Origin of the sequence: Emticicia soli, assembly GCF_037860775.1 — a bacterium.
GTDB lineage: Bacteria > Bacteroidota > Bacteroidia > Cytophagales > Spirosomataceae > Emticicia > Emticicia soli.
Genome location: NZ_JBBEWC010000015.1, coordinates 74,839 through 100,623 on the forward strand (window position 1 = coordinate 74,839; position 25,785 = coordinate 100,623).

Below are 25,785 nucleotides of genomic sequence, written 5' to 3' on the forward strand. Positions count from 1 at the left end.
CTATGCGTTTACTTTATATAAGTTTTTGTTTGTTGCTCCCCCACGCGCTTTTTGCACAACAAACAGTAAAGCAGCAAGCAATTGAAACACTCCGAGCACAAATAGTATCACAAGCCAACTGGGCGCTACAACAAGCACCTGTTACAGTTACGGCTGACAGCAGCAGCCGAAGCCAGGGCACTATTCATGATTTTTATTCAGAAGGTGATTATTGGTGGCCCGACCCTGCCAATCCTGAAGGGCCATATATACAGCGTGATGGCATGACCAACCCCGATAATTTCGTTGCACATCGCTTAGCCATGATTCGGTTCAGTAAAATTATTGGCGCATTGGCATCAGCTTATCTACTAACTAATGATACAAAATATGTGGCTCATGCCTTTACACATTTACAGGCTTGGTTTGTAAACCCTGCAACCCGAATGAACCCCTCCTTACTTTATGCACAAGCCATTACCCGCAAAGTATCAGGCCGGGGCATTGGCATTATTGATACTATTCATCTGATGGAAGTAGCGCAGGGTACAATGAAGATGGAAAAAGCCAAAAATGTAGACAAAAAACTCTTAGCCGATATTAAAAACTGGTTTGCAGAATACCTGAACTGGCTAACAAGCCATCCCTACGGTAAAGACGAAATGGAAGCTAAAAATAACCACGGCACTTGCTGGGTTATGCAGGTTGCTTCTTTTGCCAAACTTACCAACAACGAAACTCTACTCGAATTTTGCCGTAACCGTTATAAAACTGTTTTGTTACCTAAGCAAATGGCCGCAGACGGGAGCTTTCCTTTAGAAATCAGCCGTACCAAGCCCTATGGGTATTCGTTGTTTAATCTTGATGCTATGGTGATGATTTGCCAGATACTTTCAAGCACGCAAGATAACCTTTGGGATTATAACACACCCGAAGGGCTAAATATCAAAAAAGGGATTGAGTTTATGTACCCTTATGTGGCCGATAAAAGCAAATGGCCTTTTAAAGCCGATGTGATGTACTGGAAAGAATGGCCTGTGGCACAACCTTTCCTGATTTTTGGAGCAGCTAATTTTCAAGATAATAATTGGCTACAAACATGGCAATCGCTTGAACATAACCCAGCTACCGAAGAAGTAATCAGAAATTTACCCATCCGCAACCCCATAATCTGGTTTTAATTTATCATGAAGAAAATCCTTTTTTTATCTGTTTTCACTCTTAGTCTTGTGCAAGCAAGTTTTGCTCAGAAAGACATCAATGTAATGACCTACAATATCCGTTTGGGTATTGCCTCCGACGGCGACAACCAATGGAATAACCGTAAGAAAAATCTGGCCAGCATTTTAACTTACTTCGAAGCCGACATCTGTGGTATGCAAGAAGCCTTTTTCAGCCAGATTCAAGACCTTGAAAAACTACTGCCTGATACTTATGCATGGGTTGGAAAAGGACGTGACGATGGCAAAGAAGCCGGAGAATTTTCTTGTATATTTTACAGAAAAGACAAATATACTATGCTTGAAAACAACACTTTCTGGCTTAATGAACACCCCGAAACCGTGGGGCTAGGCTGGGAAGCCAAATATAACCGTGTTGTTACTTATGCTAAATTTGAACGTGTAGCCGATAAAAAAATCTTTTTCGTATTCAACACTCACTTCGACCATGAAGCGGTAGTTGCTCGTCGGGAAAGTGCCAAATTACTGTTGTCTAAAATCAAGACCATTGCAGGGCAAACGCCTGCTATTATTACAGGTGATTTCAACGCTACACCAACCAGCGAGCCTATTGAGATTTTGACAAACACGAATAACCCCGACCATTTAGAGGATTCTGAAAACCTTACGCTAACGCCGCATTTCGGGCCATATAGTTCGTTTACAGGTTTCCAGGCAAGAGAGCAAGACGGTATGCGTATAGATTATATATTTTTGAAGAATGCCGATTTTAAAGTGAAAAAGCACGCAACTCTTTCACCTTCGTGGAATGGCAGATTCGCCTCTGACCATCATCCGGTATTGGCCACTATCTCGTTTTAATGAAAAGTATAAAAAAACAGCTTGAACGTTGCATCAGAAAGCACGTTCAAGCTGTTTTTTCTTGTTCCAGGGCGCAGTTGTCTGGCGTGATAAATCATACAAAAACCAGATTACAATAGCCAGAAACAATAGAAATATGATTCGGAAGATAAGGCGATTTTTATTACCCTTTGTATCGTTTGCCATCAGATTAAAACCAAAACTTAAATTACTACTCTGTTTTTGTAATGGTGCCAGGCGAATAATAGTTCAAAAACTTACCACTTTTATTAGAAATTTCTGCCCATTTCACACCTTCAAATTCTATTACTACTATTCCGGCTTTTTCCATTGAGCCGCCAATGTCAGCACGGGTAAGGTATTCGGCAAAAAAAGTAATGTCAGGATTATGGCCAAAAATAGCCACTGATTTTACTTTTTCGTTCATATTGTTTACCGCCGCTAAGTAAGCTCTTGCTCCACCTCCATAAATGGCTTCGTCTAAAACAATTTCGTCAACATCTTTATGAAGTTGTTCTGCAAAAATCTTGGCTGTTGATTTACAACGGTCGGCGGCACTACTTACCAACAATTCAATTTTTACTCCTTTTTCTGCTAAAAACTTTCCCATTCGGGCCGATTCTATGATGCCATGAGAAGTAAGATTACGGTCAAAATCCCTGAACATCGGGCTATTTCCACCTTCTTCTGCGGTAGCATGACGAATCAAATAAAGCAGTTTTTTCATATTTTCAACGGTTTTGGCACGAATATACAAGCATTCTGATAAATAAATTTAATTTTTTGGAATTATTCATAAAAAATAATCCTTGAAATAGAGAATATATAGAAAGTTTGATTTCCAAAATCACTCATACATTCACTATTGATAATAGAATAAAATAATAACCTTATATATACATCTGAGTAGTATAACTAAAAGAACAATAGTTGTGTTTTTGAGTTTTAGCAGTATCACACAAAAAAATTATATTTGCACCCATAACACTTAACAATTTAATATTAGCAAAAGCCATAAAGTCTCTTCTCCACAAATTTTATGATAGATTATAACCCTAAGAACTGGTGGAAATTTATTTTTTATTTCCATAAGTCAGATACATTCAGCAAGTTAATGCCTGCTATGCTAGGCATAGCGGCCTACACAGCTATTTTTGCTTATGTTGAAAACAATATTTTACATTACGTACCCATCAGAAACCCACTTACTGTGCATTCATTAGTAGGGTTCGTATTGTCATTACTATTAGTTTTCCGAACCAATACAGCTTATGACCGTTGGTGGGAAGGCCGAAAAATATGGGGCAGTTTCACCAATAATTCAAGGAATTTTGCACTAAAACTGTCAACACTCTTGCCAGAGGGTCATACCTCAAGAGAAACCATCAGAATACTTATAGGTAATTATTTACAAGCCACAAAAGACCACCTCAGAGGAAAAGCAAAGGTAGACCATCTGACCTTTACAGCTACCTATAACGAAGACTATTATAAAGACCACAAGCATATTCCGAACCGTGTAGCGAAGGCTCTCTATACCGAAATCTACAAGCTACATCAAGAGGGGCTTTTCAATCTTGAGCAGTTTCTGGCATTAAACAACGAGCTTAGTTCTTTTACCGATAATCTGGGTGCTTGTGAACGTATCAAAAACACACCAATTCCGGTTTCTTATAACATTTTTATAAAAAAGATTATATTTATTTATGTGTTTACTATGCCTATTACCGCAGTACTTGAATATAAGTTCTGGTCTATCCCTATCGTAACGCTTGTTTTTTATGCTTTTGCTGGTATCGAAATTATGGCTGAAGAAATAGAAGAACCGTTTGGAACTGATGCCAACGATTTAGGTCTTGATAATATGGTAGTTAATATTAAGGGTAATTTACTAGAAATATTGTAACTTTTCTGGGTTATGAATGTATATTTACTTAAATATAACAAAACCCGCAACTTATCGTTAATAACTTACGTCATTATCAACAGAACGCTAAATAATATTTGAGTATGAAATTTACCTCTGCAAAGTTTCTGATTCTGGGGCTATTTCTGACAGGAATTATCTTGTCTTGTAAAAAAGAAAGCGAGCCTACGCCTATTACTCCCGACCCTACTACTGACAAGAATGCGGCTGTTAATTCATGGATTTATGATAACATGAAATATTGGTATCTTTGGACCGACCAAATGCCTGCCAAAGCCAACTCTACTGCCGACCCGGATGATTATTTTTACACTTTGTTGAACGATTATCCGAATACTGACCGTTTCTCGTGGATTCAAGAAAGTTCGACAGAACTTACCAACTCCCTGAATGGCATAAATAAAGTATTTGGTATTAGATATATGGTGTATGATTTAGATGATACTCAGACTAATGTTGGCTTCTTCATTACCTATGTTATAAAAAATAGCCCTGCTGCAAAAGCTGGTCTTAAACGTGGTGATATTATTCTTACAATTAACGGCACTCAATTAACCAGAACTAATTTCAGCTCGCTTACTTCGGCCGAAAGCGTAACTTTTGGTATGGGTAAAGTAGAAAATAATGCACTAGCTTTAACTGGCTCAACTATACAGGTAACTAAAGCAGAGGTACAAGAAAACCCTGTGCACTTCTGGAAAGTAATAGAAAAAGACAATAAGAAAATCGGATATTTGCTTTATAGCCAATTTCTTACTGCGTTCGACGATAGTCTTCGTAAAGTTTTTGGTGAGTTTAAAAGCAAGGGGGTAAACGAATTAGTACTTGATTTAAGGCTTAACCCAGGTGGATATATCTCTTCTGCTGATGTGTTGTCATCTTTAATTGTGAAAAACCTTAATGTAAACAACATCATTCATAGCGACCAATGGAATGCCAATGTACTTAAAGACAGACCTGCCTATGGTAACCCTACGAAATTCAGAAACGAAGCTAATAACTTAGGGTCATTGAACCGTGTATTTGTATTGACTTCTACCGGAACAGCTTCGGCAAGTGAGTTGGTTATCAATGGCCTCAGACCATACATGGAAGTAATACTGATTGGTGACCACACATACGGAAAAAATGTAGGGTCGGTTACTTTACAAGACAACCAAAAGCGTTGGAATTGGGGTATGCAGCCGATAGTTTTGAAGACCCTGAACTCAAGAGGAGAATCAGAATATGGGACTAAAAACGGTTTTACGCCAACTTATACTGTAAAAGATAATATAATTCCGTTTAAAGCATGGGGCGATGAAACCGAAACACTGTTGAAAAAAGCATTAGAGGTAATTACAGGTCAGGTTGCACAGGTACGTACATCTGCCAATGCCCGCTTATCAATTTCAGAGTTGAAAGGCGAACCATTACAAGTGAACGTTTCAGAGAATCCTCGGCAGAATCGCAAAGAAATGTATATTACTTTGCCAGAATAAGAAGGTATAGAATCATATAATAAAAAATACCGATGGAGTGCTCCATCGGTATTTTTTATATCCTGTCTTTAATTTACGCTCATTACAAAATCCTTGAAGAAGCAATTTTAATATCTGCAAATTTCCAGGCTTCATCAAATCGTTGTTTTACTTTCTCATAATTCTTTTTGTCGCCTGTTTTACTATATGCATTCATTAAACCCTTAAGCACCCACCCGTTTTCAGGATACGTTTTTAAGTCTTGTTCATAAACCTTAATTGCTTCGGCATATTTCCCGGCATCAATCAACACAGCTCCTAAATGATGGCGCACAGAAAAAAACCAATCTGCCGGCTCGTTATAATTAAGCGCATCTTCTTTTGCAACGGCTTCTTTCAAAAACACTATGGATTGAGTATAATTCTTTTCTTTGGCACTAATCTCGCCTTCTACAATTTTTGTAGCAATTACTGATAAATCATACACATTATTTATGTTCCAGATGGTTAAATTTTTCAGTGTTGAGTCCTTAAGAATAGCCTTCATCTGTGCTAGGTGCTGTTTAGCTAAATCTACCTTATTTTGCGAAAGCACAGCCATTGCTTGCGCATAATACCAGATTAATACAGGATATTTTAAGTTTTCCTCGGGTGCTTTGGCTTGTAAAATATCATTCCATAAACCTAGTTTTACCTGCACATACCACGGAATAGTATAATAATGTTGCAAAGTACCCCAAGCTGGGTCAAGCATTAGTTTTTTATGAGCATGGTTAGCCGTTTGTATAGCACCAGTTATCGCACTTTTGCTTTCACCACTTAAAGTGCCGCAAGCGGCAATAAAATGATAATTATGCGGATAATATCCTAAGGGATAAGCACCTTGCGCATGGCAAGCCTCCACATACAAGCTATCGACAAGTGAGGCTTGTTGGTTAGTGAGCACACCTTCGTGGTACTTACCGATACGGATATAAGTATGCGAAGGCATATGAACCAGATGCCCTGCGCCTGGCACAAGTGTCTCTAATAGTTTAGCACTTACCAAAGCTTTTCCCGGATTTTGTGACATTTCTTGGGCATGAATATAAAAATGGTTAGCACCTGCATGTTTAGGGTTTATTTGCAAGGCTTTCTCTAATACGGCGATAATTTCGGGCGTCCAAGGTTGCGTACTGCCATCAGGTTTCCACAATTGCCAGGGGTGCAAGTCCATAATTGACTCGGCAAAAAGCGTAGCAACATCAACATCAGTCGGATATTTTTTATAGACATTCCTCATTGCAGCCATGTAAGAAGCATCTAAAGTGGCACGGGCAATTGTAGCATCGTTTACATAGCGTTGGCTTAATGCCTGAATCAAATCTTTTTCTTTAGGCGTACAATTAGCCGAAAGCGCTTTAGCTTTTTGTACAGCTTCATAAGCTCGCTCAAAATTATCAGGCTCCATTCCGGCATTATAATTAGGCCCTAGTACATTGGCAAAGCCCCACCAACCCATAGCACAGGTAGAATCTTGCCTTACAACTTCATAAAAAGAGCGAGCAGCCTCAGCATGGTTAAAACCATAAGCCAACATAAGCCCCTGATTAAAGTACTTTTGTGCTTCAGCACTTTTAGTAGTAACTGGAAAACTTATGCCCTCTAAACCTGATAAAAGTGGCGCTTTTTTGTTTAAAGAATACCACTGCTTATCGATTACCTCGGGCATACTACAAACCGACATTGAAGGCTTCGTACTTGAATCTTTATTGGTGTTTGATTTTTGTTGGCAAGAAAAAAGAAGAATACTCAAACACAGGATGTAATGTAAGGGATTTTTCATCTTTATCTATTATATATGTTATTAATTGGTACTCTAAGTTACATAGTTTTTCAATTAATTTCCTAACTACCAACACAATACGTTAATACATCATAAAATTTTGGAGCGATAAAACATTATATACTAAAACAAAAAAGCCGCTAGATTACTCCAGCGGCTTTTGTATAAAGATATGATAATTACTTCACATCAAAAGAACCACGACCTATGCTGAAACCTTCAGAATAAAGCTCGATAGTATATTTACCTTTTTCGTAGGCACTTCCACGAGAATAAACAAAATCTACATTCTGGCCTGAGTTATCATACATAACCGTTTGTTTCGACGTGTAAACAGTTTCGTTTCCACCAAAAGTAAATGTACCAGAGCCAGTTGCCATATCTGAAATCACATTGCCTTTAGGATCAAGTAATCTTAAATAAATAACTTTGTCTTCTCTTTTCGTAAGGGCATTTTCAGCCAGTTTGAAAGAAATTTTCACTTTATCTACTCTTTTTGCTTTATATTCACCACCGTCACGTTCTTTTCCTCGAGAGTTGATAGCATTCACATTTACATTCATGGCTTTCAATGCAGCAGCCAGTGTTACTTTCTCAGATAATTCTCTGTTTTTTACACCAACGTTATAAACTGAGTCAGATAATGCTTGCTTGTCGGTTTTAAGACCAGTATTTTCAGACTTTAAGGTGGTGTTTTCTTCACCCAAAACCTGGTTTTGTGTAGTTAGTACTGAGTTTTCTTCTCTGAGTTTAGCGATTTCAGCGTCTTTTTCGGTGAGAGCCGATTCGTAATTTTTGATTTTACTTTCGTATTGTTTAATACTTACACTTTTTGAGTTAACAAGATTCTTTTTGTCTTGCTCTAATTGCGTTTTTAGTGCTTGTAAATCCTCTACTTGTCCACCTAGAGCCTGAACTTCGGCAATTTTCGCATCAAGTTGTACGGCAATGGAATCAAGTTTAGAGTTTGTAAGGAGCAGTTCTTTTGTTTTTTGCGAGATGTCGACATTCCGAGAATCAATGTCCTGACGTGCATTGAAATAAAGGAAGCCAAAAAGTGCAGCTAGTGCACAGGCTAAAACAAGTCCGGCCGTCATAGCCGTGTTACTTCTTCTTTCTTGATTTTGTTCCATAGAAATTGAGATATTTAGTATTTAACGGTTTAGGCTTACTAACGACAAAGCTAGCCTTTTATTGAATGTATTTCAGAAAACTTTCGAAAATGTCGTTATTTTTTTCGTAAAATTCTATTCGAATCTCTATTTTCGTGAAATTTTGTTAATTCATGAAAAAATCTACTATTTTATTAGTACTTGTTGCAGCGTTAGGTTATTTCGTAGACGCCTATGACCTTATTTTGTTCGTTGTGCTTCGTCATAGTAGTCTGACAGAATTAGGTGTAGTGGGAACTGATAATACTAGTGTCGGTTTATGGCTATTTAACGTACAGATGATTGGTTTATTGTGTGGTGGCATTTTTTTTGGTATTCTTGGCGATAAAAAAGGCCGTCTCTCTGTTTTATTTGGTTCAATTATACTTTACTCGCTAGCCACTATTGCCAACGGATTTGTAACTGATATATATACATATGGAATATTAAGGTTTTTGGCCGGAATCGGCCTTGCAGGTGAATTAGGCGCCGGTATAACCATTGTAGCCGAAACCATGCCTAAAGAAAAACGGGGCTACGGCACCATGATTATGGCATCTGTGGGTGCTTTTGGCGCAGTAGTAGCCGCATTGGTCGGCGATGCTTTCTATTGGCGAACAGCTTATTTTATAGGTGGGGGTATGGGCTTATTGTTGCTACTATTAAGGGTTGGTACGTTTGAATCTAAAATGTATAAACGTGCCGAAGAAAAAAATGTTAGCCGTGGAGATTTCCTGAGTCTTTTTACAAACAAAGACCGCTTCAAACGCTACATTGCCTGTATGTTTATAGGCTTTCCGATTTTTTTTATTGTAAGCATACTTATGCAATTAGCCCCCGAGGTTGCCAAAGCCCTAGGCATTGAAGGAAAAGTAACCGCCGGACAAGCCGTAATGTATGTGTATATTGGTCTTACCTGCGGCGACCTCATTAGTGGATACGTAAGCCAATTATTAAGAAACCGACGCAAAACTATTTTTATATTTCAGGCAGTTTGCCTGTGTTTGTGCCTGGTTTACCTTAATTTGTGGGGTGCCAGCAATACTGCAATATTTATTATGTGTGTGTTGATGGGTGCCGCCTCCGGGTATTGGATTGTACTCATTACCATGTCAGCCGAGCAATTTGGTACTAATATAAGAGCTACGGTTGCAACAACTATCCCGAACTTTGCACGCGGTGGTGCCGTACCTATTTTAATAGCCCACCAATACCTCACCAAAGCCCTTAACGGTAATCTTATTTTGAGTGCTACTATTATAGGTGTAGTATGCTTCGGGGCGGCATTTATTGCCAATGCTTCACTCAAAGAAACTTTCGCTAAAGATTTAGATTATGTGGAGTAAAAATAGAATTGCCACGATGTACACAAAATGCACAATGTTACACTATACTATTGTGTTACTTTGTGCATTTTGTGTACATTGTGGCAAAATTATATGGGTGTAAGCAATTAATTCTTCATTACCGCCCAGAATAACAGCAACCAACCTGCAATCATAAACGTCCCCCCAATTGGCGCAATAGCACCAAAGGTTTTGATACCTGTAAAACAGATAAGGTATAAAGAGCCACTAAAAATGAGTGTACCGCCTAAAAGGCAATAACCGCTATAAGCAAGATTTTTAGAGATAATCTCCTTTGCTAAAAAGCCTACCAGCACTAGGGCTAAAGCATGATAAAACTGATATTTTACAGCCGTTTCAAATGTATCAAGCCTACCCGATGCGGTTAGTTTATCTTTTAGCGCATGTGCTCCAAAAGCACCTAACGCTACCCCTAAAGCACCCAAAAGAGCTCCTGCTTGTATAAAAAACTTATTCATTGATATGTATATTTATTTTTTTTGAACGAATTACGGCAAAAATAAGAGAGCATTGCCAATAAACACACATAAATAAGCATTAAGTAAGCCAACATCAATTAAACGACTAATAATCAAGCATTTACCCTATCTTTATATTTCTCTTGAAAGAAATTGAATTTTCTTATATAAAAAATAGTTGTATATACATATAATGTATATGTATGAAAAGATTAGACTTTATAAAAAAGCTAAGTATTTTACCTTTTACGACTCAGGCAATGAATTTACAGGAATTAAAAAATATATCAGATGGCTTTGGCAAATCAGACAAAATGCCGGCTATTTTTATAGGTCATGGCAACCCGATGAATGCCTTGGCCGACAATAGTTTTACAGATAGTTTACACGCGTTAGGTAAAAGCATCGAGCGTCCGAAAGCTATTTTGGTTATATCGGCTCATTGGCTTACCATGAATAAAACTTACGTTTCGGTTAATCCGGCACCACAAACCATTTATGATTTTGGTGGTTTTCCGAAAGAATTATACGAAGTAAAATATGAGCCAAAAGGAGCACCAGAAGTAGCCCGCGAGGTAATTAAAGAAGTAAAATCTATTGGAATAATAGAAGAACACAAAATGGGGCTCGACCACGGTGCGTGGTCGGTATTACGACATATTTACCCAGAGGCCGATATACCGACATTTCAGATGAGTATCGATTTCTCTAAACCGCCACAGTTTCATTTCGAACTGGCAAAAGAGTTGCAGAACCTGCGCAACAAAGGGGTTTTGATTCTGGCCAGCGGCAATATTGTACATAACCTACGCCAAATAAACTGGAATGGCGATAGTTCAAAACCGTTTGACTGGGCTTTGGAGTTTGACACAATCGTAAAAAACAAACTAGATAACCGACAATTAGCCAGCCTGGCTGATTTTAAATCTTTTGGCACATTGGGTCAAATGGCGCATCCAAGTTACGACCACTACCTACCCATGCTTTATACAGCCGGGCTGGTTAATAAAGGCGAAGCCATTAAATATACCTTTGAAGGTTTCGATATGGGCAGTATCAGTATGAGGTGTTTTCAGGTTGGATAAACCCTGTTACCAAAAATTTTGCTACCGACACGAATCATGTTACTCCCCTCTTCGATGGCGAGTTCGTAATCGCCACTCATACCCATCGAAATCGTTGATAAACGAGGGTAAGTCTCAATTAATGAGTTATGAAAAGTTTTCAATTTTCTGAATTCTTTTTTTACCTGGGCTTCGTCGTCAGTAAAAGTGCTCATACCCATTAAGCCTTTAATACTTATATTCGTAAGGCTTTTCAAGGCTTCCGAAGTCAGAATTTCAAGGCATTCATCTTCGGTCATTCCGCTTTTGGTATCTTCTTCGGCAATGTATATCTGAAGCAGGCAGTCAATTACACGCTTGTGTTTGGCTGCCTGTTTGTTTATTTCCTGCAATAGTTTAAAACTATCAACCGAGTGAATCAGGCTCACAAAAGGTGCAATGTATTTTACTTTGTTCGATTGCAAGTGCCCAATAAAATGCCATTCAATATCTTTTGGCATTTGCTCGTGCTTATCGGTCAGTTCCTGCACATAATTTTCACCGAAACGCTTAAACCCTGCGTTATAGGCTTCCATTAACATTTCAACAGGTTTTGTTTTAGAGACAGCTACAAGTGTAACACCCTTGCCACTTATCTCGTTCTCTATTGCTTCTATATTGTTTACAATCGACATACGTCAAGAAACTGTTTGAGTTAAATTTTAATGATAAAAAAGGAGTTTTTTTGACTCAAGACAAGATTTAAAAACCGGAGTTTAGCAGAGCTAAATGAGGATTTTTAAAGCGCAGTATTGAGCAAAAAAATCCTTTTTTAGCTTAACAAGATTAACTCAAACAGTTTCTAACATTTCTGTTCCCAGATTTTCGCTAGATTAATAATTACTTCTGTTGCTTTTTCCATATCCTGCACCGACACCCATTCTAATTTTGAATGAAAGGCGTGTTCGCCAGCAAAAATATTTGGGCAAGGCAAACCCATGAATGATAACCTTGAGCCATCGGTTCCGCCTCTTATGCTTCGCTGTTCGGGCTTCATGCCTGATACCCTTATGGCTTCCAAGGCATACTCTACTACTTTCGGGTGGTTTACCAATACCTCTTTCATGTTTCTGTATTGCTCTATTACTTTAAAGTCAACACTCGAGTTCGGATAATGAACCAATACCTTATCTATAATAGCTTGCAAATATGCTTCTTTTTCGTGCAAACCTGCCACCGTAAAATCTCTGATGATAAAATCGAGCTTTACCTGCTCCTGAATACCTGATATTTGCGTAGGATGAATAAATCCTTCATAATCTTCGGTAGTTTCAGGCGATAAACTATCTTTAGGTAAAGCAGCCAGAATATCGGCCGCAATTTTCATGGCATTTTCTAGTTTACCTTTTGCAAAACCGGGATGCGTACTCACACCATTAATTATAAGACTTACACCATCGGCCGAAAATGTTTCGTCCTCCAGCGTTCCTACTGTTTCACCATCCATTGTATAGGCATAATCAGCGCCCAGTTTCTGCAAATCTACTTTTTCGGTGCCCCGGCCAACTTCTTCGTCAGGCGTAAACAAAATCTTAATTGTACCGTGTTTTATTTCAGGGTGATTCATCAGATATTCTGCTGCTGCCATTATTTCGGCAACTCCGGCTTTGTTATCTGCTCCCAGAAGTGTCGTTCCACTGGCTGTTATAATATCGTTACCTATCTGGTGTTTTAAATCAGGGTGTTCTTCAACTTTAATAACCTGAGTAGGGTCGTCGGGTAAAACAATACTTGCACCATCCCAATATTCATGAATAATAGGCTTTACTCCTGCGCCACTACAATCGGGCGAGGTATCTACATGAGAGCAAAAACATATTACCGGAACTGGCTTGGTTGTAGTAGCCGGAATAGTAGCATACACATAACCCCATTCATCAAGGTGTGCATCAGTAATACCCATAGCCAGTAATTCTTCTACCAGTATTCGGCTTAAATCTTTTTGCTTTTCAGTTGAAGGATTCGCAGTAGAATTTGGATCCGACTGCGTATCAATTTGCACATATCGCAGAAACTTCTCTTTTACATTATATAAGGTATTAGTAATAGGTATCATAATTAATAGGTGTTAGTAAAGATAATTACCGATGCACTTCTTTTTTTGTTCAATTTTTTACTCCGCTTTCACATTTAATATTCCTTCTAAATCAGCCGGAGAGTAGTTGATATTTTTTAGTGTTTTATCGTCGCTTGTTCTGTACACCAAAAACTTGCCTTCTATTTCTTTATAATAAGACTCTGTTCCTTTTTCGGCATAATGCTTCATGGTTTCTTCGGCTTCAGCAAGCGTTGCACAAGCTTTACTCATATTAGAGCGTTGCACTTCATCAAACAATTCACGGAATTTTTCGCCCAAACCAAACTCAAGTACAGCCCCCGATAATACATATTGTATATCGGCCAAAGCATCGGCTACGCCAACTATATCTTTGCTCTCAATGGCTTCTTCTAACTCTCTCAACTCTTCGGCAATCAATGCTACTCTTAAGTTACATCTTTGTTTAGACGGTATTTGTGGTGTTTCTAAAATTGGGTGTTGGAAGGTTCGGTGGAAATCAGCAACCTGATTCAGACAATCTAATACTTGCATAAGATACAATGAAATTTATTTTCAATTTAATAATATTTTAATTCATAAGGCCATATCTGTATTTTAATGGCATTTTATTTCAAAAACAGGAGACAGAAAAACTGTTTTGATTTTTTCTTCGAAATATTTTCGCCGTAAAATAAATAAACAGATATTCACATTTGCAAAGTTGAGCAAATTTCAATAATATTGCTACGTAACTGAAGTCAAATTATCAAAACCCAACAAATCATGAACAAATTTTATAGACTTCTTTCAGTGGTAACATTAGCGTTATCTGTTGCTTTATGGTCATGTAAAGGAGATCAAGGTCCACAAGGTCCAACCGGTGCTCAAGGTGCTCAAGGTCCTACTGGTGCTCAAGGTGCAACTGGATCTCAAGGTCCTTCTGGCGCAACTGGTTCTACAGGTGCTACTGGTGCTACTGGTCAAGACGGAAATGCAAATGTAAAAAATGCCGAAGTAACGGTAAAAACAACTGACTGGAGAACAGTAGATGCAGCTGGTATCGGAACAGGCAATACAGGCCAAACTGGTGCGTTCGAAGTAGCAGACGCAAACATTTCGGCTGGAAGTATTGTAGTAGCCTACGTGAAAGTTGGTACTCAATGGCTTGCGTTGCCAAGAGTTATCATTAAAGAAACTGATGGAGCTACTGAGCAAGTTAATTTTGGCTTCGAAACAGGAAAGGTAACTTTCTTCTATAGCTCACAAACTGCCGCTATCGGTGGTATCAAGAGCTATAAGCCACAAACTGACCTTACTTTCTCTTACGTAACTATCGAGAAGACCTTACGTCTATCTATGGAAGCTGCCGGTGTTAATTTAAGAAGCCGCGAAGCAGTAACCAGCTACTTACAAAGTCATTAATTTTGATTTGTAAACTACACAATATTAGTAGCTTACGTAGAAAAGAAAAAAAAGCCTCCTTTACGGGAGGCTTTTTTGTTTCTTTTTCGTTATTAGTAGGTATTACTATAATCTTTTTATGAATAAGCTGTTTACCTTTATTTGCCTTCAACTTTTTAGTTTTTCTGTTGCCGCACAATTACTCAACGATAATGAATCTAAACAAAACCTGATAAAGGGTTTGGATAAATTATATAATTACGAGTTCAGAGAAGCTGATGCTATTTTTCATAAAGTAAAAGCAAAGTATCCGCAACATCCGGTTACGCCGCTTCTGAGTGCGCTACAAGTACAATGGCAGAATTTGCCACTTGAAAAAAATCCGAAGGCTGTTAGTACTTATATGGCTCTGCTCGAAAAATGCAGAGCATCAGCCGAATCTATGCTAACCGACCCTAATAAAAAAGCAGAAGCTACTTTTTTTCTGCTTGCCTCACATGGCTATACTGCGCTGGCCTACACTTATAGAAAAGAATCTATGAAAGCCGCCAACGAAGCACGCAAAGCTTATGGCTACATGAAAGATGGCTTTGGGATGATGGAACGCAACCCTGAGTTTTATTTTACCTCGGGTCTGTACAATTATTATCGGGTACAGTATCCTGAAACCCACCCTATGGTAAAGCCTGTTATGATTTTCTTTGAAAATGGCAACAAAAAAGCAGGGCTAACTCAACTGGAACTAGCAGTGCAGCGGTCTATTTTTTCGAGAGTAGAAGCAGCCTATTATTATATGAATGTTAATCTTAAATATGAGCTGAATTACAACAAAGCGCTTACGTATGCCGACCAACTGCATGATAAATATCCGCAAAACCCCATTTATTTGATGCGCTACACCGAAACCCTGATTATGTTGGGTAAGTATGATGAGGCAGAGCATAAAATAGATTTGCTACACAAAATCAATAGCCCGGTATATCAGATTGCGGCTAATTTATTTGATGGCCTTTTGGCTGAAAAATCAAAGCGAAATGACAAACTTGCGTTGGAGCTCTATAATAATGTATTAAAGAACGAGCCTGACGAACGCTACACTAAAGATTATTACGCCATGACCTACATAGGCATAGGCCGAATTGCCGACAGAGCAGGCAATAAAAAACGAGCTGATGAAATGTACAAAAAAGCACTAGATTATGCCGAGAACAAAGGTGTGATTGCCGAGGCAAAGAAAAATCTGGCTAATTAATCATGTTTTTCTTTTAATTTCCAACGGGCTTATTCAAGAAATTTAGATTTCAAATATAACACAATACAAATCTCTGATAATAAGAAATTTATCAGAGATTTGTTGCTTTATAAGCTATTAATCTGGCTGCTAAAGCAACCCCTCTTATTCATTCTTCGTCAAAGAAGTAGTATGCAGTATTTGTCAAATTTTATTTACTAACGCAACCCTATTTCCAAATCATCCGTAAGGCAAGTATACACTAAGTATTAAAATTTTACGCTTGCTATGGAAAAAACACAATTAAACAGAGGACAGTTTTTACGACAACTCGGCTTAAGCACAGGTGCTTTAATGGCTTTTTATTGTATGGGTACAGGTCTTTCGGCTTGCTCTAGCTCAGGCGACGACACCGACCCTACACCGAATCCTGGAGGAAGTAATGGTAACACAAACAGTGCAGCCATAAAAGGTACAACCAGTGGTGCCAACATTGATTTTACAATTGACCTGACCCATGCCGATTTCAGTAAATTAAAAACAGCAGGACAATTTGATTATGTAGCCAATATCATTATTGTGAACACAGGTGGCACTTATGTGGCTTTATCAAAAGTTTGTACACATCAAGGCTCTACAATCTCATACCGTAGTGCCAACAACGACTTAAGATGTCCGAATCATGGTTCGGAATTTAATTTAGATGGCTCGGTAAAAGTATCGCCAGCAACAGAGGCGCTAGCTGTGTACAAAACCGAAATTCAGAATAGTGGCAATACACTCAGAGTTTCAGCTTAAATATCATTTGGATATATGTGTTTCTTAAAATTTGGATATATGTGTTTTTGAATAACCTTAATAGGTATGTTTCTGGGGTCAGGAGGATGAGCAATATCCTCCTCCCTTTTTAAAATCAACTAATTATACGTATATGAAATTAACTTCCTTATTATTATTTTTTTGTTTGTTTTCTGTAAGTGTTTTTGCCCAGGTTACTGAGTCTGACAGCCTCTTAGCCGATTTAGATTCGGCTTCAACCGCAGAGCAACCAAAACTTTTGCCTGATAAAATGCTACTTACGCAAAGGATTTTCTGGGGCGAAAAAGGGCTTTACAGAAAAGTAGGCATTGCCCCACAGCTAACTGCCGAAAACAGAGCAAAAGAACTGAAAATAAGAAGAACCATGTTTAAGATTCATCAGGCTGTGGGGATATTAACTGCCGCCGGAATGCTAGCTCAAGGTATATTAGGAGCTAAATTATACAATGCAGGAGGCGACAACTATACACGTATCAAAAGAGCGCATGAAGCTACTGCGCTGGGTATTAATATAGCCTATGGTACTACGGCACTCATGGCTTTTACAGCTCCTCCCGGAATGCTCAACCGCAAAGGCATAAGCAATGTAAAAGTGCATAAATATTTGTCTTACATTCACCTTACGGGTATGATAACAACCAATATACTGGCCGATAAAATCGGAGATAATTATAAGCTAAAGCCTTATCACAGAGCTGCTGCTTATACTACTTTTGGTGCCTATTTTGCCGCTATGGCTATTTTAAAGTTTGAGTTTTAGTAGAAAAATCCTTACGAGCTTTTAAAAACATTTAGAAATACTGAAAATGAAAACCATAGAAAACTTTATAGCCATCATAATTTTATTCACTGTTTTTGCATTTTCGCCTAATGTAGAAAACAGAAAAATTGTTGCCGATAAAAAAAGCTCTACTGTTACCTACGCTATGAGCCATCCGGCGCATGATTGGGAGGGAATTTGCAAAGATGTAAATGCTGTTATTGTTTATGACGACATAAGCAAAAACATCGGTCAAGTGGCGGTATCGCTAAAAGTAGATGCTTTTGATAGTGGCAATGCCAACCGTGACTCGCACGCAATTGAGGTACTGGAAGGCTTGAAATACCCGAAGATAACATTTACAAGTAACAGAATAAAGGCTGATAACAATACTTTAACGGCTGACGGAAACCTTACGTTTCATGGAGTTACCAAGCCAATAACTATCAACGTAAACCGTACTAATAGCGATAAACAAATAGTGCTCGATGGTAAGTTTGATATTTTGTTGAGCCAATTTCAGATAGAACGCCCATCGTTATTCGGTGTAAAAACCAAAGATGAAGTAAAACTAAGTTTTAAAGTGGTTTTTCCACTCTAAACTTTGATATGTAAAATGGAAATAATGTGAGGCTTCACATTATTTCCACTTCAAAGTCTCTAATATATGTCTGCAATCGGCTTTCATATAGTCAATCACAGGGCGAAGCGAATCGTTTTCTGTGGCTGTCATCAGATACATTGCTCCTCTTAAATAATGCTTAGTGGTATCGGTTACAAAAAACTGGTAATGACTTGGCACTTCTCCTTCCAACTCAAAAATAATTGCCTTTTTACCGTCTTTGGTAGTCAGAATTTTATCTGTGATAGAATAAGCCTTTTTATCATGATGAAACGCCAGCTTTGCGGCATCAGCCATCATATTCTGCAAGCGTTTAGGGTCATTGTTTACGGGCTTATACGTAAACTGAATGCGGGTATTGAGCTTAGGATAATAGAGTATTATCCAATGTGGCTCAGCTTTCATGAAAGTATCTTTCTGCACAATAGCAGCTTTTGAGTACTCAAATGTATATGGGTGTTCTTCTGTGAGAGGCTGATACTCGTGCGCAGGTAAATCAAGACGATTAAAACCCGTAGGTTTAGGCTGATAATCAGGTTCTTTATCATCACTACAGGCATAAATACCCGCTGCTAATACAGAAACAAACAAAAACCTGACAAGGCTTATTTTAGCTATCATTCTTCAACAACATTAATATAAATACACGCCTGTTTTTGCTTCGTCGCTTAGCATTACCTGAATATGCTCATTCAAAGTAGTAGAAAGCGAATACCCTACATAATCGGCTGAGATTGGATATTTAGGGTGATTTCGGTCAACAACAACAGCTACCTGTATTTTCTTTAAAGGAATACTTAAAAACGGACGTAAACTATAGGCCAGCGTGCGGCCTGTGTTCAGTACATCATCACATAAAACGACATTCTTGTTCCGAAAAGTATCTACCTCGCTCTCTATCTTAATATCGGGTTGCGAAAGCGCCTGTTTATCTACACTTACTTTGGCAATATTTACTGTTAAAGAAGAAATCTGTTTCAATTCTGCTACCAACAATTCGGCGAAATGATACCCCTCGCCATTTATACCAGCAATAATTACTTCCGACTCATCAAAATTCTGTTCATAAATCTGGTAGGCTATGCGACGGATTTTTTGAAAAGTTTCGGTACTATTCAATAATTGATTAGACATAATTAGTTTGTATTAAAACCCTGATAGTAGTATTAGATTTTGGCATAGTTTATGTAAACGACTATGCATCAATAAATCGCCAACAAAGATACTTAAAACTTATCATACTATAATATGACGCTTATGAAATACATGTTTGCTGCTTTAGTGTTCATTCTATTTATAAATGCCACAAAACCTGAGAGAAAAGTTGATAATCCTAAAAAAAGAATAGATACCGAACTAACCGACCGCATCAAATCATCATTCAAAGGGGGCAATCCTAAATTGCTTGCAAGTTGCCTAAACCAAGAAATTGAATTAGTGATTGACTCTGAAAAAATTGACTTCCAGAAAATTTCTTCACAACAAGCCGAACAGATTTTTAAGTTATTTTTTCAACGCAATCCTCCATTGTCATTTCAATATGTATATCAAGGTGCATCAAATATCGATTTAAAATATAGTGTGGCCAATTACCGCAGCCGTAATAAAGACTTTTTAGTTTATATTTTACTAAAAAAAGATAGCAACAATAAATATGTAATAGATACGATTCAGTTCAGAGAAAGTTAAATTTACAAGCTACTTTTCTGAATTACATAAGGATAATATAAAATAATAGTAAAGGTTCTGATATTATCGGAGCCTTTTTCTATTTTTGTGCTTTCATTTAAGTTCAAAACAAAAAAATGATAGTTAAAACAAAGAAATTTGCGTTAGATAAAAAAGATTACGTAAAAATTGCCTTCAAGCGCCACATGCGCAAAGATTGGAAATGGTTGTTGATTCCGGCAGCAGTAGTTATCTTAGGATTAGTATTACACTTTACAGGGTCGTACAAAAACTGGTGGATTCCGGTAGTGGCAGTTGTAGGAGGAGGTTTATACGTCTTGTTCTGGTATGCTCAGTTTTATGCAGCATCGCAAATGGAACAAAACAAACAAATGTTCGATAAATTTATGTATGAAATAGATAGCCGTCAGATTCTGGTTAAAATGAATCAGAAAGAGGGTGGTATCATGAAATGGGAAAGCATTCAATCGGCTGAAAAAACTGAAGATTCTTATTTGTTGATTATCGGTAAGGGGCAGTTTTTACGTTTCCCGTTCAATGTATTCAACAGTGAGCATGATTTGAAACTTTTTGAGTCTATTCTGAAAAGAAAAGAATTACTTGCAGCATAAGAAGTTATTTAGGATTATTTCTACTGAAATTAAAGCTCTAAACAACTTCTAATTAAAAAATCCCTCGTACGAAACTGCGAGGGATTTTTGTTTACTTATATTATTTGCTTGATAGTTTTTTCAAAAGCCGCCAGATGCTCGTCTGAAAAATCATGATGCGTAACAAACCTCACCAGGTGTTTACCAAAAGTTACGCAACCCAGATTCTGCTCTTTAGCCTTTGCAACAAACTCAGTTGCCAATATTGAGTCGGGCAATCTGAAAATCACAATATTGGTGTCTATCGGGTATATTTCTTCTACAAATGGTAAGCCTTGTAGCATGATGCCAATTTCTCTTGCTCTGGCATGGTCTTCTTTCAAGCGTTCAACATGATTATCAAGAGCATAAATACCTGCAGCAGCCAGAAAACCCGCTTGTCGCCAACCGCCACCCATTGCTTTACGGACACGTCGGGCTTTTTTGATAAAATCTTTTTTGCCAATCAACAAAGACCCAACAGGGCAGCCCAAGCCCTTTGATAAACAGATGCTTATTGAATCAAACAAATTTCCGTGCGTCAGAGCTGATTCATTGGTTTCTACCAAGGCATTGAAAAGTCTTGCTCCATCTAAATGCAAAGGGAGTTGGTGCTCGTTGCATACTACCCTTATAGCTTCAATTTCTGCTAAATCATAATAACATCCTCCACCCTTATTCATCGTATTCTCGAGCGATACCAGACTGGTAATAGGTTGATGAATATCTTCAGGATTATTGATAGCATCGCGTACTTGTTGTGCATTGATGCGGCCTTTGTTGCCCTCTAGTAATTTCAGAGAAGAAAGCGAGTTAAGCGCAATTCCCCCACCCTCATATAAATATATATGTGAGAGTTTATCGCATATTACTTCGCTACCCGGCGAGGTATGTACCCTGATAGCCAATTGGTTTGTCATGGTACCCGAGGCGCAAAAAAGAGCAGCTTCCTTGCCAAACATCGTTGCGGCTTTTTCTTCTAATGCTATTACTGTTGGGTCATCGCCAAATACATCGTCTCCTACTTCTGCGGTAAACATGGCTTCTTTCATGCCCTGCGTAGGTTTTGTAACGGTATCGCTTCTTAAATCAATAAACATGGATAGGCAAGAGGATTATTTATTTTAAAATCTAAAGATACTGCAATGTAGTATTTTTTAGCTTATTAATAGAAGCTTAAGGGCTGGCAACCCATTAAAATAGATGAATACCTAAAATTATGAGCCGCTGTTGTTTGTGGTTATAAATGCCAAAAACTTATCAGTTTTCTGATGTTCGTCGAATATCCAGAAGAATAATATCATTTCCATTGCAAAAGTCTCAGATTTTGCGAAGTTTTACATTAGTTTAGAAATAATCTATACCTACAACTATGGCAGTTTTCAATTTAACAGTTAATAACAAAAAAGTAAAAGTGGATGTCGAGCCCGATATGCCGCTTCTTTGGGTGATCCGTGATTTTGCTGGTTTGAAAGGAACCAAATTTGGTTGTGGAATGGCTATGTGTGGAGCCTGCACCGTTCATCTGAATGGGCAACCTATCCGTTCATGCCAAACCCCCATTTCTACTGTCGCCAAAAATGCTAAAATAACAACAATCGAAGGCATAGGCGATGGGCAGCTACATGCTATCCAACAAGCATGGATTGAAGAACAAGTACCTCAATGTGGCTATTGCCAGTCAGGGCAAATCATGTCGGCGGTGGCTTTATTAAAAACTACGCCGAATCCTACCGACGAAGATATTGATTCGGCCATGAGCGGCAACCTTTGCCGTTGTGGTACCTATGACCGTATCCGTAAAGCTATTCACAAAGCAGCCGGTAATGCCAAAAGCAGTGCAAGCCTTGGCGGCAAATAACATGATTCATTTACAACGACAAAAACTTTAGAAAATATCATGACTTCAAGGCGCAATTTCTTAAAAACTACCAGTTTAACCACCTTTGGTTTTGCGTTGGGAGTATCGTCTTTTGCCAAAGATGCAGTACTTAAAAAGATAAGCCCTGCCATCATAAGTCTCGAAATAAATCCTTTTATCATAATTGATACCGCCGGGAACATCACACTCGTGAATCCACGTCCCGATATGGGTCAGGGTTCAACACAAGCGGTGCCATCATTACTTGCCGAAGAACTAGAGGTAAGTCTTGAAAAAGTAAAAATTGTGCAAAGCGATGGTAAAGGTAAATACGGCGACCAAACATCTGGCGGAAGTAGTTCAGTAAGAGCACTATGGCAGCCTATCCGAAAAGCAGGTGCAGCAGCCCGTGAAATGCTTATTCAAACTGCTGCTAAACGCTGGAACGTTTCGGTGAGCGAATGCTTTGCACAAGATGGCAAAATCTTACTTCGTGGCAGCGACAAAAGTTTTACTTATGGAGAGCTAGCCGACGATGCATCGAAGCTGGAAATTCCGCAAAACCCTAAATTAAAAGACCCAAAAGATTTTAAGATACTAGGCAAATACAATAAACGTCTTGATGTGCCAGAGCGTGTAACAGGTAAAGCTGCTTATGGTATTGATGCCGAAGTACCCGGCATGGTATACGCCAGTATTGTGCACTCGCCTATGTTGCACGGCAAAATAGCCTCAATTGATGATGCTGATACCAAGAAAGTAGCAGGTGTTTTGCAGGTTGTAAGAACCGAGCGCACAATGCCGCACCGTAAGTCAGAAGCTGTAGCCGTAATTGCCACTAATTGGTGGGCAGCTTTAAAAGGTAAAAAAGCTCTGAAAGTACAATGGGATAATGGCGATTATGAGAAAACACTAAGCTCAGAAAAATATTTTACCGAGCTATATGAAGCAGCCAAGAAAGAAGGAATTAACTACGAAGAAAAAGGAGATTTTGCGGCAAAATATGCTTCATCTAAACAAAAGATAGAATCTAACTACGAAACACCTTTCTTGTCTCATGCGCCTATTGAGCCAGTTAATGCCGTTGTACATGTAAAAGACGATGGTACCATAGAAATATGGGCACCTGTACAAGGCCCCGACTGGACAATGAGAGACGTGTGTGCATACATGAATGTAAAACCCGAACAGGTTAAGATCAATGTAACATTACTAGGTGGGGCTTTTGGCCGCAAAGCTTACCACGATTTCTTGTTGGAAGCCTGCCATTTATCGAAAGAGTTAAAAAAACCTGTGAAGGTAATATGGACTCGTGAAGATGATATGACCCAAGGGCCTTATCGCCCGGGTATGCTAAGCCACATGCAGGGTTTTGTAGAAAATAATAAAATAACAGGTTTTCATCATCATGCCATTGGGGAGTCTATTGTTGGGCAAGTATTTAAAGGCTTAAAAGACGATGAGGCCGACCCTTGGTTAACAGGTGAAATAAGCACCGAAAACAGCAATTATCATTTTTCTACTGCCTCAAAAATAAGTTGGACTAATGTAAAAACTGATATTCCGGTTGTGTGGTGGCGCTCGGTTTATGCCTCAAACTTTGGCTGGGGGCAAGAATGCTTTATTGATGAACTGGCTCACCTGGCAGGCAAAGACCCTTTACAGGCGCGTTTAGAGATTTTATCTGATGCCCGCTTCAAAAAAGTATTAGAAACATTAGCCGAAAAAGCCAACTGGAGCGAAAAATTACCAGTAGGGCAAGGCAAAGGTCTGGCAGTATTCAAATCGTTCGATAGTATTTCGGCGGCTTGTATTACCGTAAGTAAAAAAGAGAGCGGTGTGAAGATTGAAAAAGTGGTATCGGTAATTGATTGCGGCTACTATGTAAACCCTGATAACGTAAAAGCCCAAACCGAGGGTAACATCGTAATGGGGCTAACAGCCGCTATTAAAGACGGTATTACTTTCACAAACGGTGTTTGCGACCAGACTAACTTTCATCAATTTAACCTGATGCGAATCAATGAAACGCCAAAAATGGAGATTCATATCATTGATAGCGGAGCTAATCCGGGTGGTGTAGGTGAGCCGGGCTTACCTCCTATTGCGCCTGCGCTGGGCAATGCCATATTTGCAGCAACAGGCAAGCGTATCCGTAAACTTCCGTTTGATATTAGTAATATTGCATAATTTATCAAGAAGAGCAGAAGTAAAATTCTGCTCTTCTTCTTTCATCATACCCACCAAGCATCACGAGTATGTCTGTAAGCTTACTTAACCATATTAAGAGGTTCGTCGACTTAGACCCACAAGAAGAACAGCTCATATCAGCCCATATTCAACACTTGTCTGTAAAAAAGAAACATTATTTATTAGAAGAAGGGCAAATTTGTAAAGCCAGTTATTTTATAGAAAAAGGCTGTTCAAGAATGTTCTTTGTTAGTGATAAAGGCGATGAGCAAACGGTTAATTTTGCATTAGAAAATTGGTGGATAAGCGATTATTCAAGCCTTTTAAGCCAGGCACCGTCAGCCTTTTATATTCAGGCCATTGAGCAATCTGATGTTATTGTGCTTACCTATCAGGCACAAGAAGCACTATCTAACGAAATCCCTCAGCTCGAACGCTATTTCAGAATCATTCTTCAAAGAGCCTATGGAGCTTCACAAGTTCGTATCAAACACATTCACAATCTATCAAGAGAAGATATGTATCGAAATTTCCTTGCCTTGCAACCAGAGTTTGTCAATCGTGTACCTCAATATATGTTAGCTTCTTATCTGGGGTTTACGCCCGAGTATCTGAGCGAAATACGTAAAAAAAAGTTTTGATTTAGCATTTCTTAAACCTGTTTAAGTTTTTTCAGATAGCCCCATCATACCTTTGTACTCATTAAAACACATATAAAAATGAGCACAAGAATCAATATTCAACAAGTTGAACCAGCAGCTTTTAAGGCTATGTATGCCCTAGAAGGATACTTACAAACTACACAAGTAAGCAAAACACATAAAGATTTAATAAAAATAAAAGCTTCAATGATTAATGGGTGTGCTTATTGTATAAATATGCATACCAGAGAGGCCAAGAAAAACGGAGAAACCGAGCAACGCATTTATCTATTGAACGCATGGCGTGAAACTACGCTTTACACCGAAGAAGAAAGAGCGATATTAGCCTTAACAGAAGAAATAACGCTAATTCAGAACCATGTTTCTGATGAAACCTACAAAAAGGCTGAACAACTATTTGGTGCAAATCACTTAGCGCAGATTATCATGGTTATTGTAACCATCAATGCCTGGAACCGCATAGCTATTACTTCTGAATTACCGCTAGATTAAGAAGTATAAGTAAGATTACAAAAGTCGTGAGAATAGCTATTCTTACGACTTTTCTTTTGTAGCTATTAAACAATTATTA

General features: G+C 38.4%; 28 protein-coding genes. 17 read left to right on the forward strand and 11 right to left on the reverse strand.

Annotated features, from left to right (window positions below; genetic code table 11):
- The first annotated feature begins 2 nt into the window (after positions 1–2).
- Both WAE64_RS21390 and WAE64_RS21395 read left to right on the forward strand, forming a co-directional pair.
- Positions 3–1,160 (forward strand): alginate lyase family protein, encoded by a 1,158-nt coding sequence (locus WAE64_RS21390; RefSeq protein WP_340239825.1) that lies wholly within the window; start codon positions 3–5, stop codon positions 1,158–1,160.
- A 6-nt stretch (positions 1,161–1,166) separates the two neighbouring features.
- Positions 1,167–2,021, forward strand: coding sequence for an endonuclease/exonuclease/phosphatase family protein (locus WAE64_RS21395; protein WP_340239826.1), 855 nt, complete (start codon positions 1,167–1,169; stop codon positions 2,019–2,021).
- Positions 2,022–2,054: 33 nt separating this feature from the next.
- Here the strand turns inward: WAE64_RS21395 and WAE64_RS21400 are convergent, their stop codons facing one another.
- Together WAE64_RS21400 and WAE64_RS21405 are read right to left on the reverse strand one after the other, a co-directional pair.
- A complete protein-coding gene (locus tag WAE64_RS21400; protein ID WP_340239827.1) occupies positions 2,055–2,207 on the reverse strand; it encodes a hypothetical protein in 153 nt (50 codons plus the stop codon).
- A 25-nt stretch (positions 2,208–2,232) separates the two neighbouring features.
- Entirely contained in the window at positions 2,233–2,748 is a 516-nt protein-coding gene (locus WAE64_RS21405) for a SixA phosphatase family protein (RefSeq protein ID WP_340239828.1), read from the reverse strand.
- Positions 2,749–3,060: 312 nt separating this feature from the next.
- On the opposite strand from WAE64_RS21405, the gene WAE64_RS21410 reads away from it, so the two are divergent.
- Both WAE64_RS21410 and WAE64_RS21415 read left to right on the forward strand, forming a co-directional pair.
- Entirely contained in the window at positions 3,061–3,927 is an 867-nt protein-coding gene (locus WAE64_RS21410) for a bestrophin family protein (protein ID WP_340239829.1), read from the forward strand.
- A gap of 104 nt (positions 3,928–4,031) precedes the next feature.
- Entirely contained in the window at positions 4,032–5,429 is a 1,398-nt protein-coding gene (locus tag WAE64_RS21415) for a S41 family peptidase (protein ID WP_340239830.1), read from the forward strand.
- A gap of 82 nt (positions 5,430–5,511) precedes the next feature.
- On the opposite strand, the gene WAE64_RS21420 is transcribed toward WAE64_RS21415, so the two are convergent.
- Positions 5,512–7,233, reverse strand: coding sequence for a tetratricopeptide repeat protein (locus tag WAE64_RS21420; protein WP_340239831.1), 1,722 nt, complete (start codon positions 7,231–7,233; stop codon positions 5,512–5,514).
- A gap of 179 nt (positions 7,234–7,412) precedes the next feature.
- On the reverse strand, positions 7,413–8,366 hold the full coding sequence (locus WAE64_RS21425; protein ID WP_340239832.1) for a hypothetical protein: 954 nt from the start codon (positions 8,364–8,366) through the stop codon (positions 7,413–7,415).
- A 152-nt stretch (positions 8,367–8,518) separates the two neighbouring features.
- On the opposite strand from WAE64_RS21425, the gene WAE64_RS21430 reads away from it, so the two are divergent.
- Positions 8,519–9,730, forward strand: coding sequence for an MFS transporter (locus WAE64_RS21430; RefSeq protein ID WP_340239833.1), 1,212 nt, complete (start codon positions 8,519–8,521; stop codon positions 9,728–9,730).
- A gap of 107 nt (positions 9,731–9,837) precedes the next feature.
- On the opposite strand, the gene WAE64_RS21435 is transcribed toward WAE64_RS21430, so the two are convergent.
- Positions 9,838–10,209 carry a DUF423 domain-containing protein gene (locus WAE64_RS21435; protein WP_340239834.1) on the reverse strand — a complete coding sequence of 124 codons (372 nt, stop codon included), beginning with the start codon at positions 10,207–10,209 and terminating at the stop codon, positions 9,838–9,840.
- 203 nt (positions 10,210–10,412) lie between these two features.
- Between WAE64_RS21435 and ygiD the strand changes: the two genes are divergently transcribed.
- The gene (ygiD, locus tag WAE64_RS21440) at positions 10,413–11,294 is read left to right on the forward strand and encodes a 4,5-DOPA-extradiol-dioxygenase (protein WP_340239835.1); all 882 of its coding nucleotides are present in this window, start codon (positions 10,413–10,415) and stop codon (positions 11,292–11,294) included.
- Here the strand turns inward: ygiD and WAE64_RS21445 are convergent.
- The 3 genes from WAE64_RS21445 to WAE64_RS21455 all read right to left on the reverse strand — a co-directional run bounded on the left by WAE64_RS21445 (position 11,282) and on the right by WAE64_RS21455 (position 13,902).
- Positions 11,282–11,947 (reverse strand): YggS family pyridoxal phosphate-dependent enzyme, encoded by a 666-nt coding sequence (locus tag WAE64_RS21445; protein ID WP_340239836.1) that lies wholly within the window; start codon positions 11,945–11,947, stop codon positions 11,282–11,284. The genes ygiD and WAE64_RS21445 overlap by 13 nt on opposite strands.
- A gap of 167 nt (positions 11,948–12,114) precedes the next feature.
- Positions 12,115–13,368, reverse strand: a complete 1,254-nt coding sequence (gene pepT, locus WAE64_RS21450) for a peptidase T (protein ID WP_340239837.1) — start codon at positions 13,366–13,368, stop codon at positions 12,115–12,117.
- 57 nt (positions 13,369–13,425) lie between these two features.
- Positions 13,426–13,902: a pyrophosphohydrolase domain-containing protein gene (locus tag WAE64_RS21455; RefSeq protein WP_340239838.1), complete on the reverse strand. Its 477-nt coding sequence runs from the start codon at positions 13,900–13,902 to the stop codon at positions 13,426–13,428.
- 231 nt (positions 13,903–14,133) lie between these two features.
- Here WAE64_RS21455 and WAE64_RS21460 point away from each other — a divergent pair, with 231 nt between their 5' ends.
- The 5 genes from WAE64_RS21460 (at position 14,134) to WAE64_RS21480 (ending at position 18,162) form a co-directional block, all read left to right on the forward strand.
- Positions 14,134–14,772 (forward strand): collagen-like triple helix repeat-containing protein, encoded by a 639-nt coding sequence (locus WAE64_RS21460; RefSeq protein WP_340239839.1) that lies wholly within the window; start codon positions 14,134–14,136, stop codon positions 14,770–14,772.
- Positions 14,773–14,890: 118 nt separating this feature from the next.
- Positions 14,891–16,003 carry a tetratricopeptide repeat protein gene (locus WAE64_RS21465; protein WP_340239840.1) on the forward strand — a complete coding sequence of 371 codons (1,113 nt, stop codon included), beginning with the start codon at positions 14,891–14,893 and terminating at the stop codon, positions 16,001–16,003.
- 267 nt (positions 16,004–16,270) lie between these two features.
- Positions 16,271–16,780: a QcrA and Rieske domain-containing protein gene (locus tag WAE64_RS21470; protein WP_340239841.1), complete on the forward strand. Its 510-nt coding sequence runs from the start codon at positions 16,271–16,273 to the stop codon at positions 16,778–16,780.
- 133 nt (positions 16,781–16,913) lie between these two features.
- Positions 16,914–17,561 carry a hypothetical protein gene (locus tag WAE64_RS21475; protein WP_340239842.1) on the forward strand — a complete coding sequence of 216 codons (648 nt, stop codon included), beginning with the start codon at positions 16,914–16,916 and terminating at the stop codon, positions 17,559–17,561.
- A 46-nt stretch (positions 17,562–17,607) separates the two neighbouring features.
- Positions 17,608–18,162 (forward strand): YceI family protein, encoded by a 555-nt coding sequence (locus WAE64_RS21480; protein WP_340239843.1) that lies wholly within the window; start codon positions 17,608–17,610, stop codon positions 18,160–18,162.
- A gap of 39 nt (positions 18,163–18,201) precedes the next feature.
- Here WAE64_RS21480 and gldD read toward each other — a convergent pair whose 3' ends face one another.
- Entirely contained in the window at positions 18,202–18,804 is a 603-nt protein-coding gene (gene gldD, locus WAE64_RS21485; RefSeq protein ID WP_340239844.1) for a gliding motility lipoprotein GldD, read from the reverse strand.
- A gap of 12 nt (positions 18,805–18,816) precedes the next feature.
- Complete coding sequence (locus tag WAE64_RS21490; protein ID WP_340239845.1) at positions 18,817–19,317, reverse strand: phosphoribosyltransferase family protein; 501 nt, start codon at positions 19,315–19,317, stop codon at positions 18,817–18,819.
- Between the two features lie 123 nt (positions 19,318–19,440).
- Here WAE64_RS21490 and WAE64_RS21495 point away from each other — a divergent pair, with 123 nt between their 5' ends.
- Together WAE64_RS21495 and WAE64_RS21500 are read left to right on the forward strand one after the other, a co-directional pair.
- The gene (locus tag WAE64_RS21495) at positions 19,441–19,872 is read left to right on the forward strand and encodes a DUF4783 domain-containing protein (RefSeq protein WP_340239846.1); all 432 of its coding nucleotides are present in this window, start codon (positions 19,441–19,443) and stop codon (positions 19,870–19,872) included.
- Between the two features lie 116 nt (positions 19,873–19,988).
- Positions 19,989–20,483 (forward strand): YcxB family protein, encoded by a 495-nt coding sequence (locus tag WAE64_RS21500; RefSeq protein ID WP_340239847.1) that lies wholly within the window; start codon positions 19,989–19,991, stop codon positions 20,481–20,483.
- A 95-nt stretch (positions 20,484–20,578) separates the two neighbouring features.
- Here WAE64_RS21500 and WAE64_RS21505 read toward each other — a convergent pair whose 3' ends face one another.
- Positions 20,579–21,601, reverse strand: a complete 1,023-nt coding sequence (locus WAE64_RS21505) for a threonine aldolase family protein (protein WP_340239848.1) — start codon at positions 21,599–21,601, stop codon at positions 20,579–20,581.
- Between the two features lie 272 nt (positions 21,602–21,873).
- Between WAE64_RS21505 and WAE64_RS21510 the strand changes: the two genes are divergently transcribed.
- From WAE64_RS21510 to WAE64_RS21525, 4 genes are all read left to right on the forward strand, one after another.
- Positions 21,874–22,362, forward strand: a complete 489-nt coding sequence (locus WAE64_RS21510) for a (2Fe-2S)-binding protein (RefSeq protein ID WP_340239849.1) — start codon at positions 21,874–21,876, stop codon at positions 22,360–22,362.
- A 39-nt stretch (positions 22,363–22,401) separates the two neighbouring features.
- Positions 22,402–24,552: a xanthine dehydrogenase family protein molybdopterin-binding subunit gene (locus WAE64_RS21515; RefSeq protein WP_340239850.1), complete on the forward strand. Its 2,151-nt coding sequence runs from the start codon at positions 22,402–22,404 to the stop codon at positions 24,550–24,552.
- A 68-nt stretch (positions 24,553–24,620) separates the two neighbouring features.
- Positions 24,621–25,193, forward strand: coding sequence for a Crp/Fnr family transcriptional regulator (locus WAE64_RS21520; RefSeq protein WP_340239851.1), 573 nt, complete (start codon positions 24,621–24,623; stop codon positions 25,191–25,193).
- 78 nt (positions 25,194–25,271) lie between these two features.
- Positions 25,272–25,706, forward strand: coding sequence for a carboxymuconolactone decarboxylase family protein (locus WAE64_RS21525; protein WP_340239852.1), 435 nt, complete (start codon positions 25,272–25,274; stop codon positions 25,704–25,706).
- The last annotated feature ends 79 nt before the right edge of the window (positions 25,707–25,785 follow it).

Coding starts and splice junctions, on each gene's coding strand:
- WAE64_RS21510 (WP_340239849.1), top strand. CDS start 21,874: ATGGCAGTTTTCAATTTAACAGTTAATAACAAAAAAGTAAAAGTGGAT.
- WAE64_RS21500 (WP_340239847.1), top strand. CDS start 19,989: ATGATAGTTAAAACAAAGAAATTTGCGTTAGATAAAAAAGATTACGTA.
- WAE64_RS21515 (WP_340239850.1), top strand. CDS start 22,402: ATGACTTCAAGGCGCAATTTCTTAAAAACTACCAGTTTAACCACCTTT.
- WAE64_RS21390 (WP_340239825.1), top strand. CDS start 3: ATGCGTTTACTTTATATAAGTTTTTGTTTGTTGCTCCCCCACGCGCTT.
- WAE64_RS21415 (WP_340239830.1), top strand. CDS start 4,032: ATGAAATTTACCTCTGCAAAGTTTCTGATTCTGGGGCTATTTCTGACA.
- WAE64_RS21470 (WP_340239841.1), top strand. CDS start 16,271: ATGGAAAAAACACAATTAAACAGAGGACAGTTTTTACGACAACTCGGC.
- WAE64_RS21455 (WP_340239838.1), bottom strand. CDS start 13,902: ATGCAAGTATTAGATTGTCTGAATCAGGTTGCTGATTTCCACCGAACC.
- WAE64_RS21465 (WP_340239840.1), top strand. CDS start 14,891: ATGAATAAGCTGTTTACCTTTATTTGCCTTCAACTTTTTAGTTTTTCT.
- WAE64_RS21475 (WP_340239842.1), top strand. CDS start 16,914: ATGAAATTAACTTCCTTATTATTATTTTTTTGTTTGTTTTCTGTAAGT.
- WAE64_RS21410 (WP_340239829.1), top strand. CDS start 3,061: ATGATAGATTATAACCCTAAGAACTGGTGGAAATTTATTTTTTATTTC.
- WAE64_RS21460 (WP_340239839.1), top strand. CDS start 14,134: ATGAACAAATTTTATAGACTTCTTTCAGTGGTAACATTAGCGTTATCT.
- WAE64_RS21490 (WP_340239845.1), bottom strand. CDS start 19,317: ATGTCTAATCAATTATTGAATAGTACCGAAACTTTTCAAAAAATCCGT.
- WAE64_RS21430 (WP_340239833.1), top strand. CDS start 8,519: ATGAAAAAATCTACTATTTTATTAGTACTTGTTGCAGCGTTAGGTTAT.
- WAE64_RS21420 (WP_340239831.1), bottom strand. CDS start 7,233: ATGAAAAATCCCTTACATTACATCCTGTGTTTGAGTATTCTTCTTTTT.
- WAE64_RS21505 (WP_340239848.1), bottom strand. CDS start 21,601: ATGTTTATTGATTTAAGAAGCGATACCGTTACAAAACCTACGCAGGGC.
- WAE64_RS21520 (WP_340239851.1), top strand. CDS start 24,621: ATGTCTGTAAGCTTACTTAACCATATTAAGAGGTTCGTCGACTTAGAC.
- WAE64_RS21405 (WP_340239828.1), bottom strand. CDS start 2,748: ATGAAAAAACTGCTTTATTTGATTCGTCATGCTACCGCAGAAGAAGGT.
- WAE64_RS21400 (WP_340239827.1), bottom strand. CDS start 2,207: ATGGCAAACGATACAAAGGGTAATAAAAATCGCCTTATCTTCCGAATC.
- pepT (WP_340239837.1), bottom strand. CDS start 13,368: ATGATACCTATTACTAATACCTTATATAATGTAAAAGAGAAGTTTCTG.
- gldD (WP_340239844.1), bottom strand. CDS start 18,804: ATGATAGCTAAAATAAGCCTTGTCAGGTTTTTGTTTGTTTCTGTATTA.
- WAE64_RS21425 (WP_340239832.1), bottom strand. CDS start 8,366: ATGGAACAAAATCAAGAAAGAAGAAGTAACACGGCTATGACGGCCGGA.
- WAE64_RS21445 (WP_340239836.1), bottom strand. CDS start 11,947: ATGTCGATTGTAAACAATATAGAAGCAATAGAGAACGAGATAAGTGGC.
- WAE64_RS21525 (WP_340239852.1), top strand. CDS start 25,272: ATGAGCACAAGAATCAATATTCAACAAGTTGAACCAGCAGCTTTTAAG.
- WAE64_RS21495 (WP_340239846.1), top strand. CDS start 19,441: ATGAAATACATGTTTGCTGCTTTAGTGTTCATTCTATTTATAAATGCC.
- WAE64_RS21395 (WP_340239826.1), top strand. CDS start 1,167: ATGAAGAAAATCCTTTTTTTATCTGTTTTCACTCTTAGTCTTGTGCAA.
- ygiD (WP_340239835.1), top strand. CDS start 10,413: ATGAAAAGATTAGACTTTATAAAAAAGCTAAGTATTTTACCTTTTACG.
- WAE64_RS21435 (WP_340239834.1), bottom strand. CDS start 10,209: ATGAATAAGTTTTTTATACAAGCAGGAGCTCTTTTGGGTGCTTTAGGG.
- WAE64_RS21480 (WP_340239843.1), top strand. CDS start 17,608: ATGAAAACCATAGAAAACTTTATAGCCATCATAATTTTATTCACTGTT.